This window comes from Brevundimonas aurantiaca, from assembly GCF_904830995.1.
GTDB lineage: Bacteria > Pseudomonadota > Alphaproteobacteria > Caulobacterales > Caulobacteraceae > Brevundimonas > Brevundimonas aurantiaca.
This window is the reverse complement of the sequence record NZ_CAJGVD010000002.1, coordinates 1-19,434: the sequence shown is the minus strand read 5'-3', so window position 1 is coordinate 19,434 and position 19,434 is coordinate 1. Positions and strand designations below refer to the sequence as shown.

The window sequence follows — 19,434 nt, the reverse complement described above, 5'->3', positions numbered from 1 at the left end:
ACGATCCAGGTCCTAGGTTTGGCCCATGGCCAGGAAGGCGCGGCCGGCGGCGAAGTCGCCCGCCTCGAAGACCGTGCGCGCCACGCTGCCGTCGCGGAAGACGAACTCCACCGTAAAGACCTCTCGCGGATCCAGGCCGGACAGGGCGTCGGCCGCCGCCAGGGGGAAGCGCCAGGCCTGACCCGCCGTGCGTCCCTGGACCAGCAGGCCGGGATCGGCCGTCGTCACGCCCGAGGCCCAGAAGACCCGGCGCTGGGCCGCAGGCGGCAGTTCGCGCGCCAGCCAGGGCCGGGGCGCCACCGTCGTGTCGCGCATGACCAGCCGCACCCCGGTCGGACGCGACCGCCCCTGCCAGGAGACCACCGCCGTCAGTTGATCCGCCCGGTCCATCGCCCCGACCAGGCCGAACCGCACCGGCGAGGCGCCGACGGCCGTCCCCTGCATCAGACGCCAGGTCGGGCGGCTGTAGGCGGCGCGGTCGGCGCTCCAGCCCGCCCGGTCGCCGGGAAAGGTCATCCGCGCCGTGCGCGACCAGCCGGCGAAGGCGGTCTGAACCCGGCCGCTGACCGTCTTCATGTCGGCGGAATCGCAGGCGGCGGCGGCCGCCCGGGCGCGGGCGCGGGCGGCGGTCTCGGACAGCTGACGCGGATCGGCGCCGGCCCGCAGGGCCGCGCCGCGCGCCTGCCAGGTCGAGGCGTTCAGGGCCGCCGTCAGCTGAGGCTGGAACAGGCCGCACCGCTCATTGGCGGCCAGGACGAAGCTGCGCTCATAGAAGCGGTCGGCCGCCCCCGACCCCGCCCCAGACGCGGCCGGGGCCGCGACCGGATCGCCCGCGATCACCGCCCCGACCACGGCCGCGCCGATCAGGGCCGCGCCGATAGGGACTTGGGTTCGCCGGGGATAAGGCCGTAAGATCATGGGCCGAGCCTAGCGGCCGGGCCTTTGAGTCTGGTTTCCTTACAGGGTTAGCGAATTGCTTCTGTCCAGCGACCTGTGGGTCGGCGCCCTGATCCGCCGCGCCGAGATCGAAGGCGCCCACGCCGTCGTGGTGAACAAGGGCGACCCCCGCGCCGGCGCCGTGATCGTCAAGGCCTATGACACCTCGACCCGCTCGGCCCGCCTCTATGCCGAAGCCTTCGGCCCCGACGGCGAGCGGCTGTGGATCCAGCCCGTAACCAGCGACAGCGAAGCCGAACTGGACGCCTATATCGCCCGCCAGCGCCAATACGACCCCGACCTGTGGATCGTCGAAATCGAAGACCGCCAGGGCCGGCATTTCCTGACGGAGAAGGTGCAAGGGTAGGGGGCGGAAGCGCAACCGAGACCTGTTCCCAGCCCCCTTTAAAGTCGTCTCCCATCCTGTTTCCGGCTAGGGTGATCCATGGCGTGCAGGCGCGGCCGGGGAGGATGCAGATGGACGATTTCGACAAGTTTGAAACGCAGCTTCGCGGCGACGCCCGCGACGTCCTGACCAAATATTCTGACCGGGTGCTGCATCTTGAGCGGTATCGGCCTTGGCTGATCGGCCTCGGCGCCCTGGGCGCCTTGATCGTGGCCCTGTCGCGACTGGATCCGACCGGCACGCCCGGTCTGGTCGCCCTGATCGCCGGTGTCATTCTGGCCTTCGTCAGCGCGGCGCTGGTAGGCGCCATGGATTTCAAGAAGATCGAGATCGGCGCCCAGTTCAAATCGACGGAGGACGCGGCCGAGCAGGCTATCAAGCTGGGCCGGGAGATTGCGGCGGACCGTCGGAAGGTCGAGGACGGCGCCACCGCCCTGGACGAGCGACGGCGGAAACGGCTGCAAGCCATCGAACAGATGCTGCAGGCCGTCGAGGCCGGGCTTCTGTCCTCGGACGAGGCGGCGAAGAAGGCGACCGCCGCGACCCTGCTGAGGCGATCCATCACCTCCATCCGCAGCGCCGTCGACTATAAGGCCGCCGACGTCTTCACCGTCTCCATCTTCCGACGCGAAGGCGATCAGATGGTGCGCATCGCGGCGGAGTGGACCGATCCCGAGCTTGCCCGGACCGGGGGGCGCAGTTGGCGAAAGGGCAAGGGTTTCACCGGCGCCGCCTGGCACAAGGCCGAGGCCAATCCAGACGGCGAGGTCATCCTGCCCGACACGGCCCAAGACTACATCCTCTCCGAATATCCCGTCCCGGACCGCGATCCCCGGCGTGAGGAACTTTACAGGTCGGTTGCGTCCATCCCGATCCTGATCCGGCACAACAACGAGGTCTGGGGCGTGGTGACGGCCACCAGCGATCAGCCGGGCGTGTTTGATCGCAGCGGTCCAGGGCTCCAGAACGTGGATGTCATCCGCGACATCGCTCGGATCGCGGCCCTGCTCGCCGGGCTGAACGCCCCTGCGCCGCCCGGCCCCACCCGCGGCAAACCCGCAGCGGCCGATTGAAAATTGGGCCAGGATCGGCCATTCTCAGACCTGATCCCATGCCCCTCTCTAGGAGGCGAAAGTGCAAGACGTCGAAACGCTCGAGCGGGAATATCGCATCCTGTCCGCAAAGGTGACCTATGCGGAGGTCGCCGGACAGAAGGTCGAGCCCGCCGATGAAAAGCGGCTGGAGGAGCTGGCCGAACTCAGGATCAAAGCGGTGCAGCCCGACTTCCGCGATTACGCCGCCGCCTGATCCGACCAGACGGCGACGTCATCGGACGACTGACGACGCCTATCCCTTCCTCGCGTCGAACGCCGCCCGCGCGGCTTCAATGCGGTCGATATTGGCCTCGGCCCAGGTCCAGACGCCGCAGAAGGCCTCGGCCAGGGTGAAGCCCAGGTCGGTCAGGCGGTATTCGACCTTGGGCGGGATGACCGGATGGACCGTGCGCACCACCAGGCCGTCGCGCTCCATCTGGCGCAGGGTCTGGGTCAGCATCTTCTGGCTGATGCCGCCCACCAGTTCGCCCACGCGAGTGAACCGGGTCTCGCCGTGTTCGGCCAGGACCTCCAGGATCAGCATGGTCCATTTGTCCGCCACACGCCCGATCACCTCATTGACCAGGGCCTCGACGCGCGGATCGGCGACCTCGCCGGTTTCAGGATGCGAAATTCTTGCGGGCGGATAGGCCGTCATTTCCATTTCTTTCCTGCGGGTAAGTATGGCGGGTTTCGGTGCCTACTTTCCAGTGGAGAGCGACCGTCATAGCTGGGTTTCCGCACTGACGCATCCCCTGAAGGAGAGCCCCATGAACATTAGCGGAAACACAATCCTGATCACCGGCGGCGGCACGGGCATCGGCCGCGCCCTGGCCGAGGCCCTGCATGCGCGCGGCAATCAGATCGTCATCACGGGCCGCCGCGCGGACGTGCTGAAAGACGCCGCCGCCGCCAATCCCGGCATGGCCTGGGCGACGCTGGACGTCGCCGATCCCACAGCCGTCGCCGCCTTCGGCGAACAGGTGGTCAAGGACCACCCCGCCCTGAACGCGGTCATATTGAACGCCGGGATCATGAAGACCGAGGATTTGAAGGCCGAACCGTTCGACCTGGCGACGGTGGAGGCGACCATCGCCACCAACCTCCTGGGACCGATCCGGCTGACGGCGGCCCTCCTGCCCCATCTGACGGCCCAGCCCCAGGCCACGGTCATGACCGTCACCTCCGGCCTGGCCTTCATCCCCCTGACGGCCACCCCGACCTATAACGCCACCAAGGCGGCCCTCCACTCCTGGACCCAGTCCCTGCGCCATCAGCTGCGCGACACGGCGGTGGAAGTGCTGGAGCTGGCGCCGCCCGGCGTGGCCACCGACCTGATGCCCGGCCATGCCCAGAACCCCGCCTCCATGCCCCTGGCCGACTATACGGCCGAGGTGATGGACCTGATCGAGCGGGGCGAAACGCCGCGCGGCGAAATCCTGGTCGAACGGGTCAAGCCGCTGCGCTTCGCCGAGGCTGACGGCTATCAGGCCGTGTTCGAGGCCCTGAACGGAGCGGGGTGAGATCAGAACATCGATAGGAAGGAAAGCCGCCGCCTTGGCAGGCGGCGGCCCTCAAGAGTGGTGACAGATTGGCTCTATGGGGCGATCCAAGCGTCCGTCATCTGGAACTCGGTATGGATGACGCCGACATAGACCTCAAAGCGGAAGGTTTGCGCGTCGGGATGGCGCGTGAAGACGCCCTGGAAAAAGCGATAACGTTGCCCCACCTGCGCCGGCGTCGCGGCCGTTGAAACCACATTCCCGCTACCATCAATCTGATGCACGACGACCGTTACGGGATAGGTGTTACCGCCACTGGCGTAGGGAGCCTTTATTGCGGCTCCATAGCTGAACGTCTGGAACGGCGTGTTCAGCGGTGCAGTGTCCTGATAGATGGACTGGCCGCTGGGCTGGGACGGAATCGAGAAAAGCACCGCGCAGTTGGCGCTTTCCCGCGGCGCCTGGGGATTCTGGTTAAAACCCCAGTTGAGATCGCCGATCCGCGACCAGGGCGCCATCACCCTGCATTGGCTGCCGGACTGACCGCAAATGCGCGTGCGACCGCTGCTGTCAGTACAGCGCATATGGGTGTTGGTCAGCAGATTCTCGCTCGTGTAAAGCGGATCGATATGGAAGTTCGCCGGGTTCCAGCCGCCGTTCGCGGCAGGAAAGATGAATGTCCAATCGTGGCAATCGACCAGATAGTAGGTCGTATTTCCATAATGAGCCACGCCATTATCAGTCCCCACTCCACAACGCTCGACGGCGACAGGGTTGGGACCTGAGACCTTATCGGACGACTGCCATGCCTCCCACTTGGTCTTTCCATACTCCTTCGTGAACATGAAAACTTCGATTGCGTCGGAGTTCGAACTGTTCTGGCTGAAATGCCAGGACTTGATCGTGTTGAGGCGCTTGCCGCTCTGATAAAGATAGTTTGGGTAATAGTTCCATCGCGTCATGGACTGACTGAAACGATCCACTGTCGGGCATTGCGGGAAGCTGGCCGTAAGCGTTGTGGTCGCCTGCCCCTGTCCGAAGGGAATCTGCAGGCCGATGGGCGCGACGATCCATGAATCCAGCAGGCTGCACTGGGCGTTTCGCCAGAAGGGCTGCCAGCCTCCGCCTTGGTCGTAGGTGCCGGCGAACGACGCATAGGCGCCTTCGGTCACACCCAGATCATAGGCCGACACGCCGTCGTTGGGCCCACCCGGCGCGAAATAAGGTATTTGATCGTCTCGCGTGAAGTAGAAGGTCGAAACAACCCTTTCCTGACCATACGCTGTTTGAATAGGATAAGAGTCGCTGATCTGAGCCAAGTTGGACTGTTGAGGCATGTCCCATTTATGATAAGGCAGCATCTCGCCAGGCAAGAGTTTACGCGTACGTCCAGGACAGCTTACCGGGTCTTCCGAGGTTACCGCGCCAGCGGCGTCCAGGCATACTTGCTGTACCAGGTAATCCCTTATGGTGTCCGCGCGCGCAGGACTGGGTCCTGCCAATATCAGCGCGGAAATGAAGCCGACCCAAGCGGCATTGAAAATCGCCCACCTCATACTTCACCCCTCACCTTGAGCTAAACGTCAAACTCAACCAAATCACGATACGTCCATAACCCCAAGTTACATAATTGCGACGGCGCTCTTGAGGTAGGGCGACACAGCCGTGGATTTCTTGCTTCGCGCAAGAATAGGAAGCCTGTCGCGTCAGACGATCGACTGCCCCCTGAGCGGCTCAGCCCTGCCGCCGCGCCAGGGCGTCGCGGATGGCCTGGGCCAAGGTTTCGATCAGGGCGGGGTCGGGCGTGCGGTCCTGGGCGAAGGCGTCGTCGCAGTCGCCGGCCGCTTCGCTGATCGCTGGGAAGCCGAAGACGGCGCCGGCGCCGGCCAGGCTGTGGACCAGGCGGCGCAATTCATCGGCGTCCCAGGCGCCCAGCGCGACGTGACGGTCGATCCGCGCCAGATCGCCGACGCACCGGTCTAGGAACCGGGTCCGCAGATCGGCCATGTCCGCCGTCACGGCCCCCTCACCCGGCCTGGGCCAGAATCGTCCGAATCTCCTCCACCAGGGTCATGGGGTCGAAGGGTTTGACGATGACGTCCAGGGCGCCCAGGGCGCGATAACGGCTGATCTCGCTCGACTGAGCCCGGGCGGTCATGAAGATGACCGGCGTCGTCTCATGTCCCGCCCGTTCGCGGATGCGCGCCAGGGCTGCGGGACCGTCCAGAACGGGCATCATCACATCCATCAGGACGACGTCGGGACGAAGCCCGCCGTCCAGCGCGGCCAGGGCCGCCTCGCCCGAGGCCACCGAGGTCACCGTAACCTGGGGGTCCAGCGTCAGGGCGAAGGCGGTCACGTCGCGAATGTCCTTGTCATCCTCGACGTGCAGGATGTGGAGAGCGGTCATGCAACACCTCGGGCGCGGGGGGCCAGGCGACGCACGGTCCGCGCCAGCTGGGTCAGGGACATGCGGGACTTGATCAGGACCGCCTGAACGGCCGGGGCGGCCTCTCGGTCCATGTCCTGAGCCGAATAGATGATGACGGGAATGGTGCGGCCGTCCTCCTCGGTCAACAGCGGCAAGAGGTCCAGGCCGTTGCCGTCGGGCAGGCCCAGGTCCAGAATCACCAGGTCCGGTCGCCGCCGCGCCAGGGCCTCGCGCGCCGCGGCCAGGCTCTCGACCGGCACGACCTCGACCGTATCCAGGGCCTGGCGCGTCACCTCCAGAATGTCGCGGTCGTCGTCGACGTGCAGAACCACCGGCTTGTCGTCGGCGCTGAACAGGGCGCGGACGGCCTGGCGCAGCCGGTCCTGATCGACCGGCTTTTCGACCCAGTCGGCCACCTCCAGCGAGCGGCCGCGCACCCGGCCCCGGGCCACGTCGCCGGAGACGACCACCACCGGCATGGCGCGCGTCGCCTCATCGGCCTTCAGCTGCCGGATCAGGCTGACCCCGTCGGCGTCGGGCAGTTGAAGGTCGATGAGGGCGGCGGCGTAGGGCGCGCGGCGGGCCAGGGTCAGCGCCTCGCGCGCCGTGTCGGCCACATCGGCCTTGAACCCTTCATAGGACAGCATCTCGACCAGGATGCGCGCGGCGTCGGGATCGTCTTCACAGATCAGCAGCCGCACCGCCTCCTCGTCATGCGCCGCATCGGCCTGGTCCAGCGGCAGGTCCAGATGGAAGGTCGCCCCCTCGCCCTCGGCGGATTCGAACCACAGCCGCCCGCCGTGGCGTTCGGCGATCTCCTTGGCGATGGCCAGGCCCAGGCCCGTGCCGCCCTTTTCACGCGCATCGGTCGAATCCGCCTGGGCGAACTTGCCGAAGATGCGCGAGCGGAACTCGTCGGCTATGCCGGGGCCGCGGTCGGATACGCTGAGCCGGGCGATCCGGGTCTCGGGATTGACCGTCACCCGGACCTCGCCGCCGGACGGCGAGAACTTGACCGCGTTTGACAGAAGATTGGTCGCCACCTGGATCAGCCGATCGCCGTCGCCCCGCACCGGCGCCGGCGGGCCGTCGTTCAGGCTGACGCCCACGCCCAGCTGATCGGCGTAGCCCTGGATCCCCTCGACCGCTCGGGCGGCGACGTCGCGCAGGTCCAGCGGGGCCAGGGTCATCTTCAGCTGCCCGGCCTCCAGCTTCTCCACATCCAGGATGTCGTTGATCAGCCGCACCAGACGGCGGCTGTTGGCGTGGGCGATGTCGATCAGTCGGGCCGCCTTTTCCGGCAAGCGTCCGCCCGCCCCGGCCGCGACCAGGCCCAGGGAGCCGGCGATGGAGGTCAGGGGGGTGCGCAGTTCGTGGCTGACGGTCGAGACGAAGGCGTCCTTCATCTCGGCGATGCGGCGGCGTTCGGTGGCGTCGCGGATCACCGCCACCACATGGCGGCCCGTCGGCAGGTCCATGGCCGCAAGAGCGACGTCGACCGGGAAGCGCGTCCCGTCCCGGCGCTTGCCGGTCAGTTCGAGCAGAAGCCCCTGCTCCAGATCGCCGTGGCTGGCGTCCAGCCGGCCCAGAAAGGCGCCCTCTCCGTTTTCGGCCAGATCATCGACCAGAAGGCCGACGTCGCGGCGCTCGACCTCCGGCGCCGACCAGCCGAACAGCCGTTCCGCCGCCGGATTCAGCGTCTCGATGCTGCCGCTGGGGTTCAGGGTCACGATGGCGTCGAAGGCGCTGTCCAGGGTGGCGCTGTGGCGGGCGGCGGCGGCCTCCAGCCGCTCCAGCAGGGCGCTGCGGGTGGCCAGATAGCGCCAGACCAGGAAGGCGGTCCCCAAGGCGGTCAAGACCAGAACCTTGAACATCAGGGCCACCAGGAATTCGGTATGCCGGGTCCGTTCGCGCGCGTCGGCCGACAGCGCCGACAGCAGGTCGGCCTCACGCTGCGTCATCCGATCCACGATCTGGCGGATATCATCCATTGTCAGCTTGCCTCGCCCGCTGATCACGAGGCTGATGGCGGCGGACGCCTGGCCGGATTCGCGCAGCGCGATGGTCCGCTGCATCTCCAGCCGCTTCTGCCGGACCCGTTCCGACAGAAGACGCTGGTTCTCGGCCTGTGGCGGGTCCTTAGCCGAAAGACCCGCAAGCTTGTTCATCTGAGCGTCCAACCGGTCGAGGGCGCGATCATAAGGCTCAAGGAAGGTCTCGTCCCCGGTGATGATATAGCCGCGCTGGCCGGTCTCAGCGTCCTGAACCAATGAGAAGACGGACTGAATCTGTAGCCGGGTGTCATAGGATTGCTCGACCGCATCGCGCAGAGCGTCCGCGCTGGAGAATTCTCGTTGCAGCGTCACCCCAGTGGCCGCCAGAAGCAGGGTCACGACCGCGCCCGCCAAGGCGATGGCCAGTCGGAAACGCCGTCTTCCGAGTTGACGCAACATGGGATTCATCCGTTAGTTCCCCCTGATCGCATCTGGAGGTTGGGCGTGAAAGTCTGCGTGATCGAGGACGATTCGCTGGTTCTGCTTCATCTGGAGGAGATGCTGAAACGGCTGGGTTGCCAAGTCCTGACCGCAGCAACGGTCAACGAAGGGTTGCGGATCGTCGAGGACTGGTCGCCCGACGCCGTGCTGGTGGACATACTGATGCCGGACCGCGACGGGCTGAACTTCATCATGGACACCCGGCATTTGAGGGACTCCCTGCGGGTCATCGCCATGAGCGGCGGGGGACGTCTGGCCTCGTCGTCCATACTGCAGATGGCGACCGGCCTGGGCGCCCACGCCGCCCTGACCAAGCCGATCACCGAAGAGGCGCTGAGGGCCGCTCTGGAGGGATGACCGGGGATGGTCGCGAGGGGGCGGCCGAAACCTCAGTCCCGGCCCAGCGGTCCCAGAACTGGAAATAGAGGCCGTAGTTTCCGTTGAACCGCTTGTGGTGGGCGTCGTGGTGGGTGGCGGTGATCAGCCAGCGAAGCGGCGCCCGCTCCAGCCAGGCGGCGGGCCAGACCTCGCGCCCCGCATGGTTCAGGGCGGCCGTCAGCGACATCAGCGTCAGCAGGGTCAGGGCCACGCCCCAGTGGATCGGCACGACCAGGGCCAGGGCGGGCAGGAACCAGGCGGTGGCCGCAGCCTCGGCCGGGTCGAAGGCGAAGGAGGCGAAGGCGCTGGGGTCGCGCGACCGGTGGTGTTCGGCATGGGCCCAGCCGAAGACGCGCGGGTGATGCAGGGCCCGGTGCACCCAATAGTAGAAGGCGTCGTGCGCCAGCAGATAGACGATCAGACTGACCGGCAGCCACCACAGGGGCCAGGCGTCGGGATCGCTGTAGATCGCCGTCCCGCCCCGCTTCCACAGCTCCAGCACCAGGGCCGCCGGCAGGGCGTAGATGGGGCAGGCGATCAGGGAGGCGACGATCTCGGCGCGGATGCGCTTCATCGCCGGCGGCCGCAGGTTCAGCGCCCGTCCCCGGCCCGCCCCGGCCCACAGCAGCCCATGGGCCGCCGCGCCGACCAGCAGATAGCGCGCGCCGATGATCAGGCTCAGCGCCAGGGTGGTGATGAGCAGGTCCCTCGACATGGGGGCACAGACGGTCAAATCCCTGCGGCGGTCAAGTCGTGGCTAAGGCGGATCAAACCGCCTATGCTGGGGCCATGGCCTGGCTGACGTGGATCGCGCTGTTCCTGACCGCCTTTTTGGGCATGGAGGCGTTCGCCTGGATCATGCACCGCTATGTGATGCACGGTTTCCTGTGGTCCTGGCACCGCAGCCATCATGAGCCGCACGATCACCCCCTGGAGAAGAACGACCTGTTCGCCGTGGTCTTCGCCGCCCCGGCCATCGTCATGGTGGCCGTGGGTCTGCACCTGTGGCCCTGGGCCCTGCCGGTCGGCCTGGGGATCACGGCCTATGGGATGGTCTATTTCTTCTTCCACGACGGCCTGGTGCACCGGCGGTTCCCGACGGGCTTTTCCGGGCGGTCCGGCTTCTGGACGCGGCGCATCCAGGCGCACCGGCTGCATCACGCCGTGCGCACGCGCGAGGGCTGCGTCTCCTTCGGCTTTCTGTGGGTGCGGTCGGCGCGGGCGCTGAAGGCCGAACTGGCTCAGAAGCGGGGCTCTTCCAGCAGCGGCGCCTGAGCGAGGGCCGCCAGATCGGCGGAGCCCGTGCAGAAACAGGCGAGCCGCAGCTGGGCCGCCATCAGCTCGAAATGATCGACCACCGCCTGGGTCGAGGTCAGGGCCGCCTCCAGCACCCCGGCGGCTTGGCCGACCAGATCGGCCCCCAGACGGACGGCGCGGGCCGCATCCAGACCGTCCTTGATCCCGCCCGAGCCGATCAGCCCCAGGTCCGGGGCGGCCTGGGCGCAGTCGCGGAGGCTGCGGGCCGTCGGCACCCCCCAGTCGGCGAAGGGGGCGGCCAAGGCCTCGGCCCGCCCGCCGGTGGCCCGCGCCCCTTCGATCAGGCCCCAGTTGGTGCCGCCCGCCCCCGCCACGTCCAGGGCAGCGACGCCCATGTCGGCCAGGCGCCGGGCGACGGCGGCCGACAGGCCGGCGCCGGTCTCCTTGACCACCACCTGGCCCGGAAAGGCGGCGGCGATCCGCTCGATCCCCTGGGCCACGCCGCGCCAGTCGCGGTCGCCCTCGGGCTGGACGCCTTCCTGAAGCGGATTCAGATGCAGGATCAGGGCGTCGGCGCCGATCATCTCCATGGCCCGGCGCGCCTCGTCCACCCCATAGCCCAGGGCGAACTGCACCGCTCCCAGATTGGCCAGGATCAGGGCGTCGGGCGCCCGGCGGCGCAGATCCGGCCCCAAGCCCGAGCCGCCGGACCCGCCGGCCGTCTCCAGGGCGACGCGCTGGGAGCCGACCGCCAGGGCCACGCCCAGGGCCTGGGCCGCCTCGGCCAGCCGCGCATTGATGGCCTCGGCCCGCGACGGGCCGCCGGTCATCGAACTGATCAGGAAGGGCAGGTTCAGCCGCCGCCCCAGGAAACGGGCGGACAGGTCGATCTGGTCCAGGGCCAGGTCCGGCAAGGCGTCATGGACGAAACGCACCGCTTCCAGTCCCGAGGACGCGCCGCTGAGACCCCGTCCGGCCCGCACGTGGTCGATGTGTTCGTCCTTGCGTCGGATCAGGGCGTCGTCGGGGGTGGGCATCGCAAACGCTCCTAGCGGTTCCCTCCGAAACGATCATGCTCTGGCGGGTTGCATCCGACGCAGTCGTGATGCCGTATGTGATCATAATGCGTCAGCCCAGGGTCGCAACGCGACTGTCGAAGGACATCAGGAGACCCGTATGGCGATCGTCGGCTTAAGGCCCCAGCCCGTGTCGGACCCCGAACCTCAGTCGCCCGAGAATCTGCGTGGCCTGGTGCAGGACCGGCTGGCCGAGACGGCGCCCTCATCGGACGGTCTTTTAGCCCTCGCCGCGCGCGAGGCCCTGCTGGGACCGGGCAAGCGGGTCAGGCCGGTCGTGGCCATGTTGGCCGCCGCGCACGTCGGCGGGCGGGCCGAGGACGCCCTGGATTTCGGTTGCGCGGTCGAAATGGCCCACGCCGCCTCCCTGGTTCTGGACGACCTGCCCTGTATGGATGATGCGGCCTTGCGGCGCGGTCAGCCGACCCTGCACCGCCGCCACGGCGAGGATGCGGCCGTGCTGGCGGCCGTGGCCCTTTTGAACCAATCGACCCGGCTGATTCTGCAAAGCCGGGCGCCGGCGGAGGCGCGGCTGGGCGCCCTGGACGATTTGACGCAGGCGATCGGCTTCGACGGCCTGGCCGAGGGCCAGATGCGCGATCTGCGCGACGATCCCGTTCAGCGCGACGTGGTCGCCCTGCGTCGGATCAACGATCTGAAGACCGGCGCCCTGTTCGTCGCGGCCGCGCGGGGCGGCGGCCGGATGGGCGGCGGCGATGCGGACGACCTGGCGCGTCTCGCCGCCTTCGGCGAGGCGGTCGGCTTCGCCTTCCAGCTTTGCGACGACCTGATGGACGCCTGTTCGACGAGCGAGGCCCTGGGCAAGGACGTGGGTCAGGATCAGGGCGTGACCACCTTCGTGGACCTGTGGGGCGAAGGCCGGGTCCGCGCCGGGGTGCGCCAGTCACTGGCCCGGGCGGCCGAGGCGGTCGGGCACGACAGCCCCCTGACGACCTATGTCCTTCATCTCTTCCGGCAGGCCGAACTTGGACGCTAGCGTCGCGCCGGCGCTGGTTCTGAAGGACGTCGAGGCGGGCTACGGCGAAGGGCCGGTGCTGCGCGATTTCAACCTGACCGTCGCGGCCGGAGAGGTTTACGCCCTGCTGGGTCCGAACGGGGCGGGCAAGTCCACGGCGGCTCGGGTGGCCTGCGGCCTGATCCCCGTCCGGCGCGGGCGGGCGACGGCCGGCGAAGGCGCGCCCCGTCGCGGACGCATCGGCCTTGCGCCCCAGGACTGCGCCCTCTTTCCCGCCCTGACGCCGCGCGAGAACGTCGCGGCGGTCGCGGCCCTGTGCGGCCTTCCCCGTTCCAACCGCCCTGCGGCGGTGGAGCGGGCCCTGGCCCTGACCGGATGCGCCCCCAGGGCGGACGAGCCGGTTCATTCACTGTCGGGCGGATGGCGTCGGCGCGCCAACCTCAGCGCCGCCCTGGTCGGGCGCCCGCGCCTGCTGATCGCCGACGAACCGACCGAAGGGGTGGACGCCGCCGCCCGCGTCGTCCTGTCGTCCGCCCTGCGCGAGACGGTCCAGGCGGGCGCCGGCTGTCTGCTGATCAGCCACGACGAGGCCTTCGTCTCCGAGACGGCCGATCGGATCGGCGTCCTGGCCCAGGGCCGGCTGCTGGCGGAAGGACCGCCCAAGGCCCTGCTGCGTCAGGCCTTCGGCCTGGCGCGGCTGCTGGTCGTCAAACTGCCGCGGCCCGCCTCGCGCCTGGCCGCGAGCCGGTTCGCCCAGTCGGGTCTGGCGCCCTCCAAGGACGGGCTGGAATGGCGGCTGCTGTGCGAGGACGCCCTGGGCGCGGCCCAGAGGGTTTCGCCCGAGGCGGACGCCGAGGGGGGCGAGGTCGCCGTGCGTCGTCCCGGCCTGGACGACCTGGTCGCCCATCTGTCGGACGTCTCGTCATGATGGCGGTGGCGGGCGCCTGGGCGCGCGGCTTCTGGCGGGACCGGTCGGGCATGGCCCTGACCCTGGTTTTGCCGCCCCTGGTCTATCTGCTGTTCGCCGCCGTCTTCGGCGCCGGGGCGCGTGGCGACATCGACGCCAGCGTGGCCCTGCTCGATGCGGCGCACACCCCGGCCACGGCCGCCGTCGGCGACGCCCTGTCGCGGGATCTGGGGCCGCGCCTTCGCCGTCTGGACGACGTCCAGGCGGTGGAGCGGGCCGTGATCGACGGCCGCGCCGACGCCGGCGTTCTGATCACCCGCGATGATGCGGGCGCGCCCCAGGTGACGGTGGTGTCGGCGGCGGGTCGAGACGTGGCGGCGGCGGCGCTCCAGGCGCGGCTGGTTCCCATGGCGGCGGCCCTGGCCGGCCGGCCCGCGCCCCCGTCGCGCGACGTCCCCGTCCGCCAGGTGGGGCCGCAGGGCGACGTCCAGGCCGCCTATTACGCCGGGGCGGTCAGCGTGATGTTCGTCTTCTTCGCCGCCATGCACGGGGCCATGGGCGGGCTGGACGAGCGGCGCTCGGGCCTACAGGCGCGGCTGGTCCTGGCGCGGGGCGGGACGGCGCCCATACTGGCGGGGCGGGCGATCTGGCTGACGACGGTCGGCCTGATGCAGTCTGCGGCCGTCTTCGTCGCGGCCTGGCCCCGCCTGCCCGATCTGTCCGTCTGGCAGGCGGCCGCCGCGCTCCTGACCGCCGCCTTGGTCGCCCTGTGCGCGGCGGGGGTGGCCCTGGCCCTGACGGCGGCCTGCCGGTCACGCGAACAGGCCCAGCCCCTGACCACCTTCGTCGCCCTGCTGCTGGCGGCCCTGGGCGGGTCGATGGCGCCGCGTTTCTTGATGCCCGAAGCCTTCCGCGCCCTGGGCTGGATCACGCCCCATGCCTGGGCCGTGGAGACCTATCAGGCCCTGATCTGGCGCGGCGACTTCAACGCCGGGGTCCTGGCCGGCTGGGCCGCCCTGGGCGGCGTGGGTCTGGCCGGGACCGCCCTGGCCGTGATGATGGAGCACAGACGCGCCGGGCGCTGAGCGCCGTCAGATGTGGGTCCACAGGGCCGGGCGCGGCGGCGGTTCACGCCAGGCGTCCAGGGTCTTGCACCACAGGGTGATCAGTGCCCCGCGCCCCACCAGGGCCAGCTTGCCCGCCTTGTCGACCGAGGTCCGGCCGTCCCAGGCCGTGGCGCCGGAGCGCGAGACGTGCCGGCCGATGGCGCGATAGACGCCCCGCGCCGTGGCGACGGCCCAGGCCGAACGTGGATTGAGATCCCGCAGACCCCAGCGCGCCGAGGCGTAATAGGGTTCGGCCGCCGCCACCAGGCGCTGGGCGGTGTGGGCGACGGCCTGACGATGCCGGGGCTGATCGACCTGATCGCGCGGCACGCCCGCCTCGTCCAGCCACTGACCGGGCAGATAGACCCGACCGCCCCGGGCGTCCTCGACCACGTCTCGGGCGATATTGGTCAGTTGGAAGGCCAGGCCCAGGTCCTGGGCGCGGCGCAGGGTCGGCGCGTCCTGAACCCCCATGATCCGCGCCATCATCACCCCGACCACGCCCGCGACGTGATAGGCGTAGTCCAGAGTGTCCTCCAGGGTGTCGTAGCGACGGCCCTCCACGTCCATCTCGAACCCCTGCAACAGGTCCATCGCCTCCTCGGCGGGAATGGCGTGGCGGGCGGCGACGCGCTGAAAGGCGGTGAAGACCGGGTCCGTCTGCGGCTCTCCGGCCAGGGCGGCGGCGGTGCGTTCGCGCAGTTCGACCAGTTTGCGCCCCGCCAGGACCGGGTCGATGCCGACCGCCCCATGGCCCAGGACCTGGCCGTCGATCTCGTCGTCGCAATGGCGGCACCAGGCGTAGAACATCCAGGCGTCGTCCCGGATGGCCGCCGGAAACAGCCGGGCGGCGGCCGCAAAGCTCTTGGAGCCCTGCTCCATCGACTGGCGGCTGTGGTCCAGGACGGCGTCGGTCATGCGGCGCGCCCCGCGTCTTCGATCATCAGGCCGGCGGTGGCCTTGGCCGAGCCCACGAGACTAAGGCGAATCTCGTATGCCGTCTTCTGCTTGAAAAAAAAAAACACTCGCGCACCACTCAACCGCGCACTCGTGCCACGATCGAGCGCATCGACACGCACCAGCCGAGGACAGCCCGCTCTGTCATCTAGAGCACCTGGCTGACGACGGGTAACGCAGTAAAGAATCCCTGCTAGGCGCTGTATNTGCTCCAGATAGGCCAGAATCCGGTCGCGATAGCGCGGCCCCTCGACCGCCCAGTCGATGTCGGCCGAGGCCAGGTGCGGCACCGGCGCCAGCACATAGAAGGCGTCGCAACCCTCCGGCGCCAGGGACGGATCGGTGCGGGTCGGGGCGTGCAGATAGAGGGAGAAGTCCTGGGGCAGGTCCGGCCCCTTGAAGATTTCGCCGATCAGTTCGCGGTAGCGGGGGCCGAACAGCACCGTGTGGTGGCGCACCTCCGGGTGGACGCGCTTCAGGCCGAAATAGATGACGAACAGCGACATGGAATGCCGCTTGGCGGCCAGACGCGCCCCCTCCTTGCGGCCGCGCGGCTCCTGGCCCAGCAGGCGTTGATAGGTGTGGACCACGTCGGCGTTGGAGGCGACCATGTCGAAGGCCAGGGTCTGGCCGCCGACCACCACTCCGTCGGCGCGCCCGTTCGCCAGGGTGATCCGCTCGACCGGACTGTTCAGCCGGACCTCGCCGCCCAGATCCTGAAACAGACGCACCATGGCCTGGATCAGGGCGCCGGTGCCGCCCCTCGGGAACCAGACGCCCCAGCGCCGCTCCAGCGCATGGATCAGGGCGTAGATCGAGGAGGTCGCGAAGGGGTTTCCGCCCACCAGCAGGGAGTGGAAGCTGAACGCCTGGCGCAGATGCTCGTCCTGAATATAGCCGGCGACCTTGTCATAGACCGACCGCCAGGCCTGGAGCCGCATCAGCTCGGGCGCCGCCTTGACCATGCTGGCGAAGTCCAGGAAGGGCACGGCCCCCAGCTTCAGATAGCCTTCCTTCAGCAGGTCCTGGGAATAGGCCAGGAATTTGCGATACCCCTCCTTGTCCGCCGGGTTGCGGGCGACGATCTGGCGGTCCAGCTCGTCCTGGTCGTTGACGTAGTCGAAGACGTCGCCGTCTTCCCAGCACAGGCGATAGAAGGGGGCGACCGGCAGCAGTTCGACATAGTCCGACAGCTTGCGCCCGGCGGCCTCGAACAGTTCCTCCAGCGCGGACGGATCGGTGATGACGGTCGGACCGGCGTCGAAGGTGTAGCCCTTGTCCTTATAGACATAGGCCCGGCCGCCCGGCAGGTCGCGCGCCTCGAAGACCGTGGTCTGGATCCCCGCCGTCTGAAGGCGGATGGCCAGCGACAGCCCCCCGAACCCCGATCCGATCACTGCTGCTCGCATTAGGCGTGTCCTCTCTCGACCAGACAGGTCAGGGCGGCGCCGATCGGCACCGGGGGTTTTCCGCTGAGGATCCGCGCCTTGTCGCCCAAGGTCGTCTCCCCCGCATAGAAGCGTTCGATCAGCGGCTGGGGCAGGCGGTAAAACCGCTCCAGCACCCTGTACCTCTGATCCGGCCGCGCGGCCCGAAACAGCATGCGGTTCAGCAGCCGATAAAAGCCTCTTTGCGCCCATACGTCGCGCGCATGGCGACGGATGACCTGGGCCAGGGCCGGGCCGTCCGGCGCCGCTTCGATACGCTTCGCCAGATGATCCGCCAGCCGCACCGCGTCCGGCAGGGAATAGCCGGTGGTCGGATGAAACAGACCGGCGCGCAGGCCGCTCAGCGCCGTCGGCCCCAGCCGCTTCAGATGGGCGGCGATGTCGCCGTCCAGGGCGACCGGCAGCACCCCCTCCTCCTCGCGCAGAACCGTCTCTATGACCCAGCCCCGCTGCGCGGCGTAGTCCCTGACGCCCGTTCGGAACAGGTCGCGATCCAGGTCGTCGCCGTCGGTGTAGCGGGTGTCCTCGATCAGCAGGGTCCGGTCGTCGAACGGCAGGACATAGAGGAAACGATAGCCCCCCGCCTGATCGACGCAGGCGTCCATGACGATCGGTTCCTTCAGCCCGTGGGGCGCGGTCAGCCGCACCTCCAGGCCGACGAATTTCTGAAACCCCAGGGCAAGGTCCGGCGCGGCGGTCGGGCCGCGCCCGTCGATCACCGCCCGGGCCGTCAGCCGCCGACCGTCGGCCAGAACCGCCTCGGTCGGCCCGGCCGATGCCACCGAGACGCCCGTCATGATCCGTCCCGGCAGGGCGCGGTCCAAGGCTTGGGCGAACCGCGCCGCCGTCACGCTGAAATATCCGGTCGCCAGACGCCGTTCGGCCTTGGGAAACCGCACGGAATAGCCGGGCCAGCTATGGGCGATCAGCGGCGCGATCCACGCCCGCTGCCTCGGCGTCAGATCGGGTTCGAAGAAGGACCAGGTGTGAACCCCGCCCAGCCGGTCGGCCGCCTCCACGATCCGCACGTCCAGTTCGGGCCGGACCTGGGACAGGCGCAGGGCCAGAAGGCCGTTGGCCAGACCGCCCCCCAGCAGCAAAAGGTCCGGCGCGGAACTGTCGGGGGCGGCGGCCTGCATCCGCGACAGGTGGCACGGGCGGACGTGACGGGCAAGCCGCCTGGATGCCTCCGACGCCGGCATAGGCTAGATTGAAGTCCATGACCGCCGCCGTCGCCGAGCCACGCATCGTCCCGCGCCAGACCTGGATCGGTCTGACCCTGGCGGGAATGATCGTGGCGGGATGGGGGAGCCTGCACGTCTACGGCGTCTATTTTCACCGCTGGGGCACCTCCAGTCTGGTGATCGTCCCGGCGATCGTGGCGGTCCAGACCTGGTTGTCGGTCGGCCTTTTCATCGTCGCCCATGACGCCATGCACGGCTCCCTGGCGCCGGGACGGCCGCGGCTGAACGCCGCAGTCGGCCGGCTGACCCTGGGGCTCTATGCGGGCTTCCGCTTCGATCGGCTGAAGACGGCGCACCACGCCCACCACGCCGCGCCCGGCACGGCCGACGACCCGGATTTTCACGCCCCGGCGCCCCGCGCCTTCCTTCCCTGGTTCCTGAACTTCTTTCGCACCTATTTCGGTTGGCGCGAAATGGCGGTCCTGGCCGGCCTGGTCCTGATCGCCCTCTTCGGTCTGGGCGCACGGCCGGCCAATCTCCTGGCCTTCTGGGCGGCGCCGGCTTTGCTTTCAGCGCTTCAGCTCTTCACCTTCGGCACCTGGCTGCCGCACCGCCACACCGACCAGCCGTTCGCCGACGCCCACCACGCCCGCAGCAGCGGCTACGGCCCCGTTCTTTCCCTGATCACCTGCTTCCACTTCGGCCGCCACCACGAACACCATCTGACCCCCTGGCGGCCCTGGTGGCGTCTGTGGCGCGGCGAGTCTTGATCCAAGGCTGCGGCGCGGGCCGCCAAGACCTGTTCGGCGACCTTCGTGTCGGCGATGGGAACACGGCGGCGCTCCGGGCCTTATAGGTGAGAAGGAAATCGCCCATGCCCCTCGCCCTGCTGTTCGCTCTTGCCGCCCTGGGTTCGACGCCGGCGCCCGCCGCCGACCTGGCCAAGGCGCAGCCCAAGGCGCCTGGCGGGATCAAGGCGGCCGCCCAATCCTCGGCGCCCGTCTTGGACGACGTCAGGGTTCGACTGCGATGCATTGGGCGTGCCGACGGCCGGGTCTCGGATTGCGTCGTGCTGTCGGAGAGCCGGCCGGGCTACGGGTTCGGCGAGGCGGCTGTGGCCCTGATGAACGGAACCGCGACGCCCCCCTCGCGCGACGGCGGCCGCCCGGTCGACCGGCCGTTCGAACATACGATCCAGTTCCTGTCCCTTCTACACATCCGACGCCGCCGACGACACACCCGCCGGTGAATCCCGGGCTGCCCCTCGCCCTTAACACAGAA

The 19,434-nt window shown here is 68.9% G+C and carries 21 protein-coding genes; 11 read left to right on the top strand and 10 right to left on the bottom strand.

Features of this window, described 5'->3' with window-relative positions; all coding sequences use genetic code 11:
- Positions 1–12: 12 nt before the first annotated feature.
- Positions 13–918 (bottom strand): hypothetical protein, encoded by a 906-nt coding sequence (locus JMT67_RS15240; RefSeq protein ID WP_233455947.1) that lies wholly within the window; start codon positions 916–918, stop codon positions 13–15.
- A 55-nt stretch (positions 919–973) separates the two neighbouring features.
- Between JMT67_RS15240 and JMT67_RS15235 the strand changes: the two genes are divergently transcribed.
- From JMT67_RS15235 to JMT67_RS15225, 3 genes are all read left to right on the top strand, one after another.
- Positions 974–1,303, top strand: coding sequence for a DUF1491 family protein (locus JMT67_RS15235; RefSeq protein WP_201464087.1), 330 nt, complete (start codon positions 974–976; stop codon positions 1,301–1,303).
- Between the two features lie 110 nt (positions 1,304–1,413).
- Positions 1,414–2,415 carry a GAF domain-containing protein gene (locus JMT67_RS15230; protein WP_201464086.1) on the top strand — a complete coding sequence of 334 codons (1,002 nt, stop codon included), beginning with the start codon at positions 1,414–1,416 and terminating at the stop codon, positions 2,413–2,415.
- Positions 2,416–2,476: 61 nt separating this feature from the next.
- The gene (locus tag JMT67_RS15225; RefSeq protein WP_201464085.1) at positions 2,477–2,650 is read left to right on the top strand and encodes a hypothetical protein; all 174 of its coding nucleotides are present in this window, start codon (positions 2,477–2,479) and stop codon (positions 2,648–2,650) included.
- A 39-nt stretch (positions 2,651–2,689) separates the two neighbouring features.
- On the opposite strand, the gene JMT67_RS15220 is transcribed toward JMT67_RS15225, so the two are convergent.
- Positions 2,690–3,094, bottom strand: a complete 405-nt coding sequence (locus tag JMT67_RS15220; protein ID WP_233455946.1) for a winged helix-turn-helix transcriptional regulator — start codon at positions 3,092–3,094, stop codon at positions 2,690–2,692.
- Between the two features lie 112 nt (positions 3,095–3,206).
- Between JMT67_RS15220 and JMT67_RS15215 the strand changes: the two genes are divergently transcribed.
- Positions 3,207–3,959: an SDR family oxidoreductase gene (locus tag JMT67_RS15215; protein ID WP_183216752.1), complete on the top strand. Its 753-nt coding sequence runs from the start codon at positions 3,207–3,209 to the stop codon at positions 3,957–3,959.
- Between the two features lie 74 nt (positions 3,960–4,033).
- Here JMT67_RS15215 and JMT67_RS15210 read toward each other — a convergent pair whose 3' ends face one another.
- The 4 genes from JMT67_RS15210 to JMT67_RS15195 form a co-directional block, all read right to left on the bottom strand.
- Entirely contained in the window at positions 4,034–5,494 is a 1,461-nt protein-coding gene (locus JMT67_RS15210) for a hypothetical protein (RefSeq protein ID WP_201464083.1), read from the bottom strand.
- A gap of 178 nt (positions 5,495–5,672) precedes the next feature.
- A complete protein-coding gene (locus tag JMT67_RS15205) occupies positions 5,673–5,957 on the bottom strand; it encodes an Hpt domain-containing protein (RefSeq protein ID WP_201464082.1) in 285 nt (94 codons plus the stop codon).
- A gap of 7 nt (positions 5,958–5,964) precedes the next feature.
- Positions 5,965–6,348 (bottom strand): response regulator, encoded by a 384-nt coding sequence (locus JMT67_RS15200; protein WP_054764848.1) that lies wholly within the window; start codon positions 6,346–6,348, stop codon positions 5,965–5,967.
- Complete coding sequence (locus tag JMT67_RS15195) at positions 6,345–8,822, bottom strand: CHASE3 domain-containing protein (RefSeq protein ID WP_201464081.1); 2,478 nt, start codon at positions 8,820–8,822, stop codon at positions 6,345–6,347. Before JMT67_RS15195 ends, JMT67_RS15200 begins: the two co-directional genes overlap by 4 nt.
- Positions 8,823–8,867: 45 nt before the next feature.
- On the opposite strand from JMT67_RS15195, the gene JMT67_RS15190 reads away from it, so the two are divergent.
- Positions 8,868–9,221: a response regulator gene (locus JMT67_RS15190; protein ID WP_054764846.1), complete on the top strand. Its 354-nt coding sequence runs from the start codon at positions 8,868–8,870 to the stop codon at positions 9,219–9,221.
- Here the strand turns inward: JMT67_RS15190 and JMT67_RS15185 are convergent.
- Positions 9,184–9,957 carry a sterol desaturase family protein gene (locus tag JMT67_RS15185; RefSeq protein ID WP_201464080.1) on the bottom strand — a complete coding sequence of 258 codons (774 nt, stop codon included), beginning with the start codon at positions 9,955–9,957 and terminating at the stop codon, positions 9,184–9,186. The genes JMT67_RS15190 and JMT67_RS15185 overlap by 38 nt on opposite strands.
- Positions 9,958–9,995: 38 nt before the next feature.
- Here JMT67_RS15185 and JMT67_RS15180 point away from each other — a divergent pair, with 38 nt between their 5' ends.
- Positions 9,996–10,517 (top strand): sterol desaturase family protein, encoded by a 522-nt coding sequence (locus JMT67_RS15180; protein WP_227976050.1) that lies wholly within the window; start codon positions 9,996–9,998, stop codon positions 10,515–10,517.
- Here JMT67_RS15180 and fni read toward each other — a convergent pair.
- A complete protein-coding gene (fni, locus tag JMT67_RS15175; RefSeq protein WP_182714372.1) occupies positions 10,484–11,536 on the bottom strand; it encodes a type 2 isopentenyl-diphosphate Delta-isomerase in 1,053 nt (350 codons plus the stop codon). The genes JMT67_RS15180 and fni overlap by 34 nt on opposite strands.
- Positions 11,537–11,675: 139 nt before the next feature.
- On the opposite strand from fni, the gene JMT67_RS15170 reads away from it, so the two are divergent.
- Genes JMT67_RS15170 through JMT67_RS15160 form a run of 3 tightly spaced genes read left to right on the top strand, consistent with a single transcriptional unit; the run spans position 11,676 to position 14,543 of the window.
- Positions 11,676–12,572: a polyprenyl synthetase family protein gene (locus JMT67_RS15170; protein WP_182714371.1), complete on the top strand. Its 897-nt coding sequence runs from the start codon at positions 11,676–11,678 to the stop codon at positions 12,570–12,572.
- Positions 12,562–13,479: an ABC transporter ATP-binding protein gene (locus tag JMT67_RS15165; RefSeq protein ID WP_201464079.1), complete on the top strand. Its 918-nt coding sequence runs from the start codon at positions 12,562–12,564 to the stop codon at positions 13,477–13,479. The genes JMT67_RS15170 and JMT67_RS15165 overlap by 11 nt, the downstream gene beginning before the upstream one ends.
- Complete coding sequence (locus JMT67_RS15160; RefSeq protein WP_201464078.1) at positions 13,476–14,543, top strand: ABC transporter permease; 1,068 nt, start codon at positions 13,476–13,478, stop codon at positions 14,541–14,543. Before JMT67_RS15165 ends, JMT67_RS15160 begins: the two co-directional genes overlap by 4 nt.
- A 6-nt stretch (positions 14,544–14,549) precedes the next feature.
- Here the strand turns inward: JMT67_RS15160 and JMT67_RS15155 are convergent, their stop codons facing one another.
- Both JMT67_RS15155 and crtY read right to left on the bottom strand, forming a co-directional pair.
- Positions 14,550–15,482, bottom strand: a complete 933-nt coding sequence (locus tag JMT67_RS15155; RefSeq protein WP_201464077.1) for a phytoene/squalene synthase family protein — start codon at positions 15,480–15,482, stop codon at positions 14,550–14,552.
- Between the two features lie 1,447 nt (positions 15,483–16,929).
- Positions 16,930–18,108 carry a lycopene beta-cyclase CrtY gene (gene crtY / locus JMT67_RS15145; RefSeq protein ID WP_201464075.1) on the bottom strand — a complete coding sequence of 393 codons (1,179 nt, stop codon included), beginning with the start codon at positions 18,106–18,108 and terminating at the stop codon, positions 16,930–16,932.
- A gap of 80 nt (positions 18,109–18,188) precedes the next feature.
- Here crtY and JMT67_RS15140 point away from each other — a divergent pair, with 80 nt between their 5' ends.
- Both JMT67_RS15140 and JMT67_RS15135 read left to right on the top strand, forming a co-directional pair.
- Positions 18,189–18,923: a fatty acid desaturase gene (locus JMT67_RS15140; protein WP_233455945.1), complete on the top strand. Its 735-nt coding sequence runs from the start codon at positions 18,189–18,191 to the stop codon at positions 18,921–18,923.
- 104 nt (positions 18,924–19,027) lie between these two features.
- Entirely contained in the window at positions 19,028–19,402 is a 375-nt protein-coding gene (locus JMT67_RS15135; RefSeq protein WP_201464074.1) for an energy transducer TonB, read from the top strand.
- The last annotated feature ends 32 nt before the right edge of the window (positions 19,403–19,434 follow it).

What these genes read in the sequence shown, in the direction of transcription:
- JMT67_RS15185 (WP_201464080.1), bottom strand. Translation starts at nt 9,957, where the DNA reads ATGTCGAGGGACCTGCTCATCACCACCCTGGCGCTGAGCCTGATCATC.
- JMT67_RS15195 (WP_201464081.1), bottom strand. Translation starts at nt 8,822, where the DNA reads ATGTTGCGTCAACTCGGAAGACGGCGTTTCCGACTGGCCATCGCCTTG.
- JMT67_RS15220 (WP_233455946.1), bottom strand. Translation starts at nt 3,094, where the DNA reads ATGACGGCCTATCCGCCCGCAAGAATTTCGCATCCTGAAACCGGCGAG.
- JMT67_RS15210 (WP_201464083.1), bottom strand. Translation starts at nt 5,494, where the DNA reads ATGAGGTGGGCGATTTTCAATGCCGCTTGGGTCGGCTTCATTTCCGCG.
- JMT67_RS15135 (WP_201464074.1), top strand. Translation starts at nt 19,028, where the DNA reads ATGCCCCTCGCCCTGCTGTTCGCTCTTGCCGCCCTGGGTTCGACGCCG.
- JMT67_RS15200 (WP_054764848.1), bottom strand. Translation starts at nt 6,348, where the DNA reads ATGACCGCTCTCCACATCCTGCACGTCGAGGATGACAAGGACATTCGC.
- JMT67_RS15215 (WP_183216752.1), top strand. Translation starts at nt 3,207, where the DNA reads ATGAACATTAGCGGAAACACAATCCTGATCACCGGCGGCGGCACGGGC.
- JMT67_RS15230 (WP_201464086.1), top strand. Translation starts at nt 1,414, where the DNA reads ATGGACGATTTCGACAAGTTTGAAACGCAGCTTCGCGGCGACGCCCGC.
- JMT67_RS15170 (WP_182714371.1), top strand. Translation starts at nt 11,676, where the DNA reads ATGGCGATCGTCGGCTTAAGGCCCCAGCCCGTGTCGGACCCCGAACCT.
- JMT67_RS15155 (WP_201464077.1), bottom strand. Translation starts at nt 15,482, where the DNA reads ATGACCGACGCCGTCCTGGACCACAGCCGCCAGTCGATGGAGCAGGGC.
- JMT67_RS15140 (WP_233455945.1), top strand. Translation starts at nt 18,189, where the DNA reads ATGACCGCCGCCGTCGCCGAGCCACGCATCGTCCCGCGCCAGACCTGG.
- crtY (WP_201464075.1), bottom strand. Translation starts at nt 18,108, where the DNA reads ATGCAGGCCGCCGCCCCCGACAGTTCCGCGCCGGACCTTTTGCTGCTG.
- fni (WP_182714372.1), bottom strand. Translation starts at nt 11,536, where the DNA reads ATGCCCACCCCCGACGACGCCCTGATCCGACGCAAGGACGAACACATC.
- JMT67_RS15240 (WP_233455947.1), bottom strand. Translation starts at nt 918, where the DNA reads ATGATCTTACGGCCTTATCCCCGGCGAACCCAAGTCCCTATCGGCGCG.
- JMT67_RS15160 (WP_201464078.1), top strand. Translation starts at nt 13,476, where the DNA reads ATGATGGCGGTGGCGGGCGCCTGGGCGCGCGGCTTCTGGCGGGACCGG.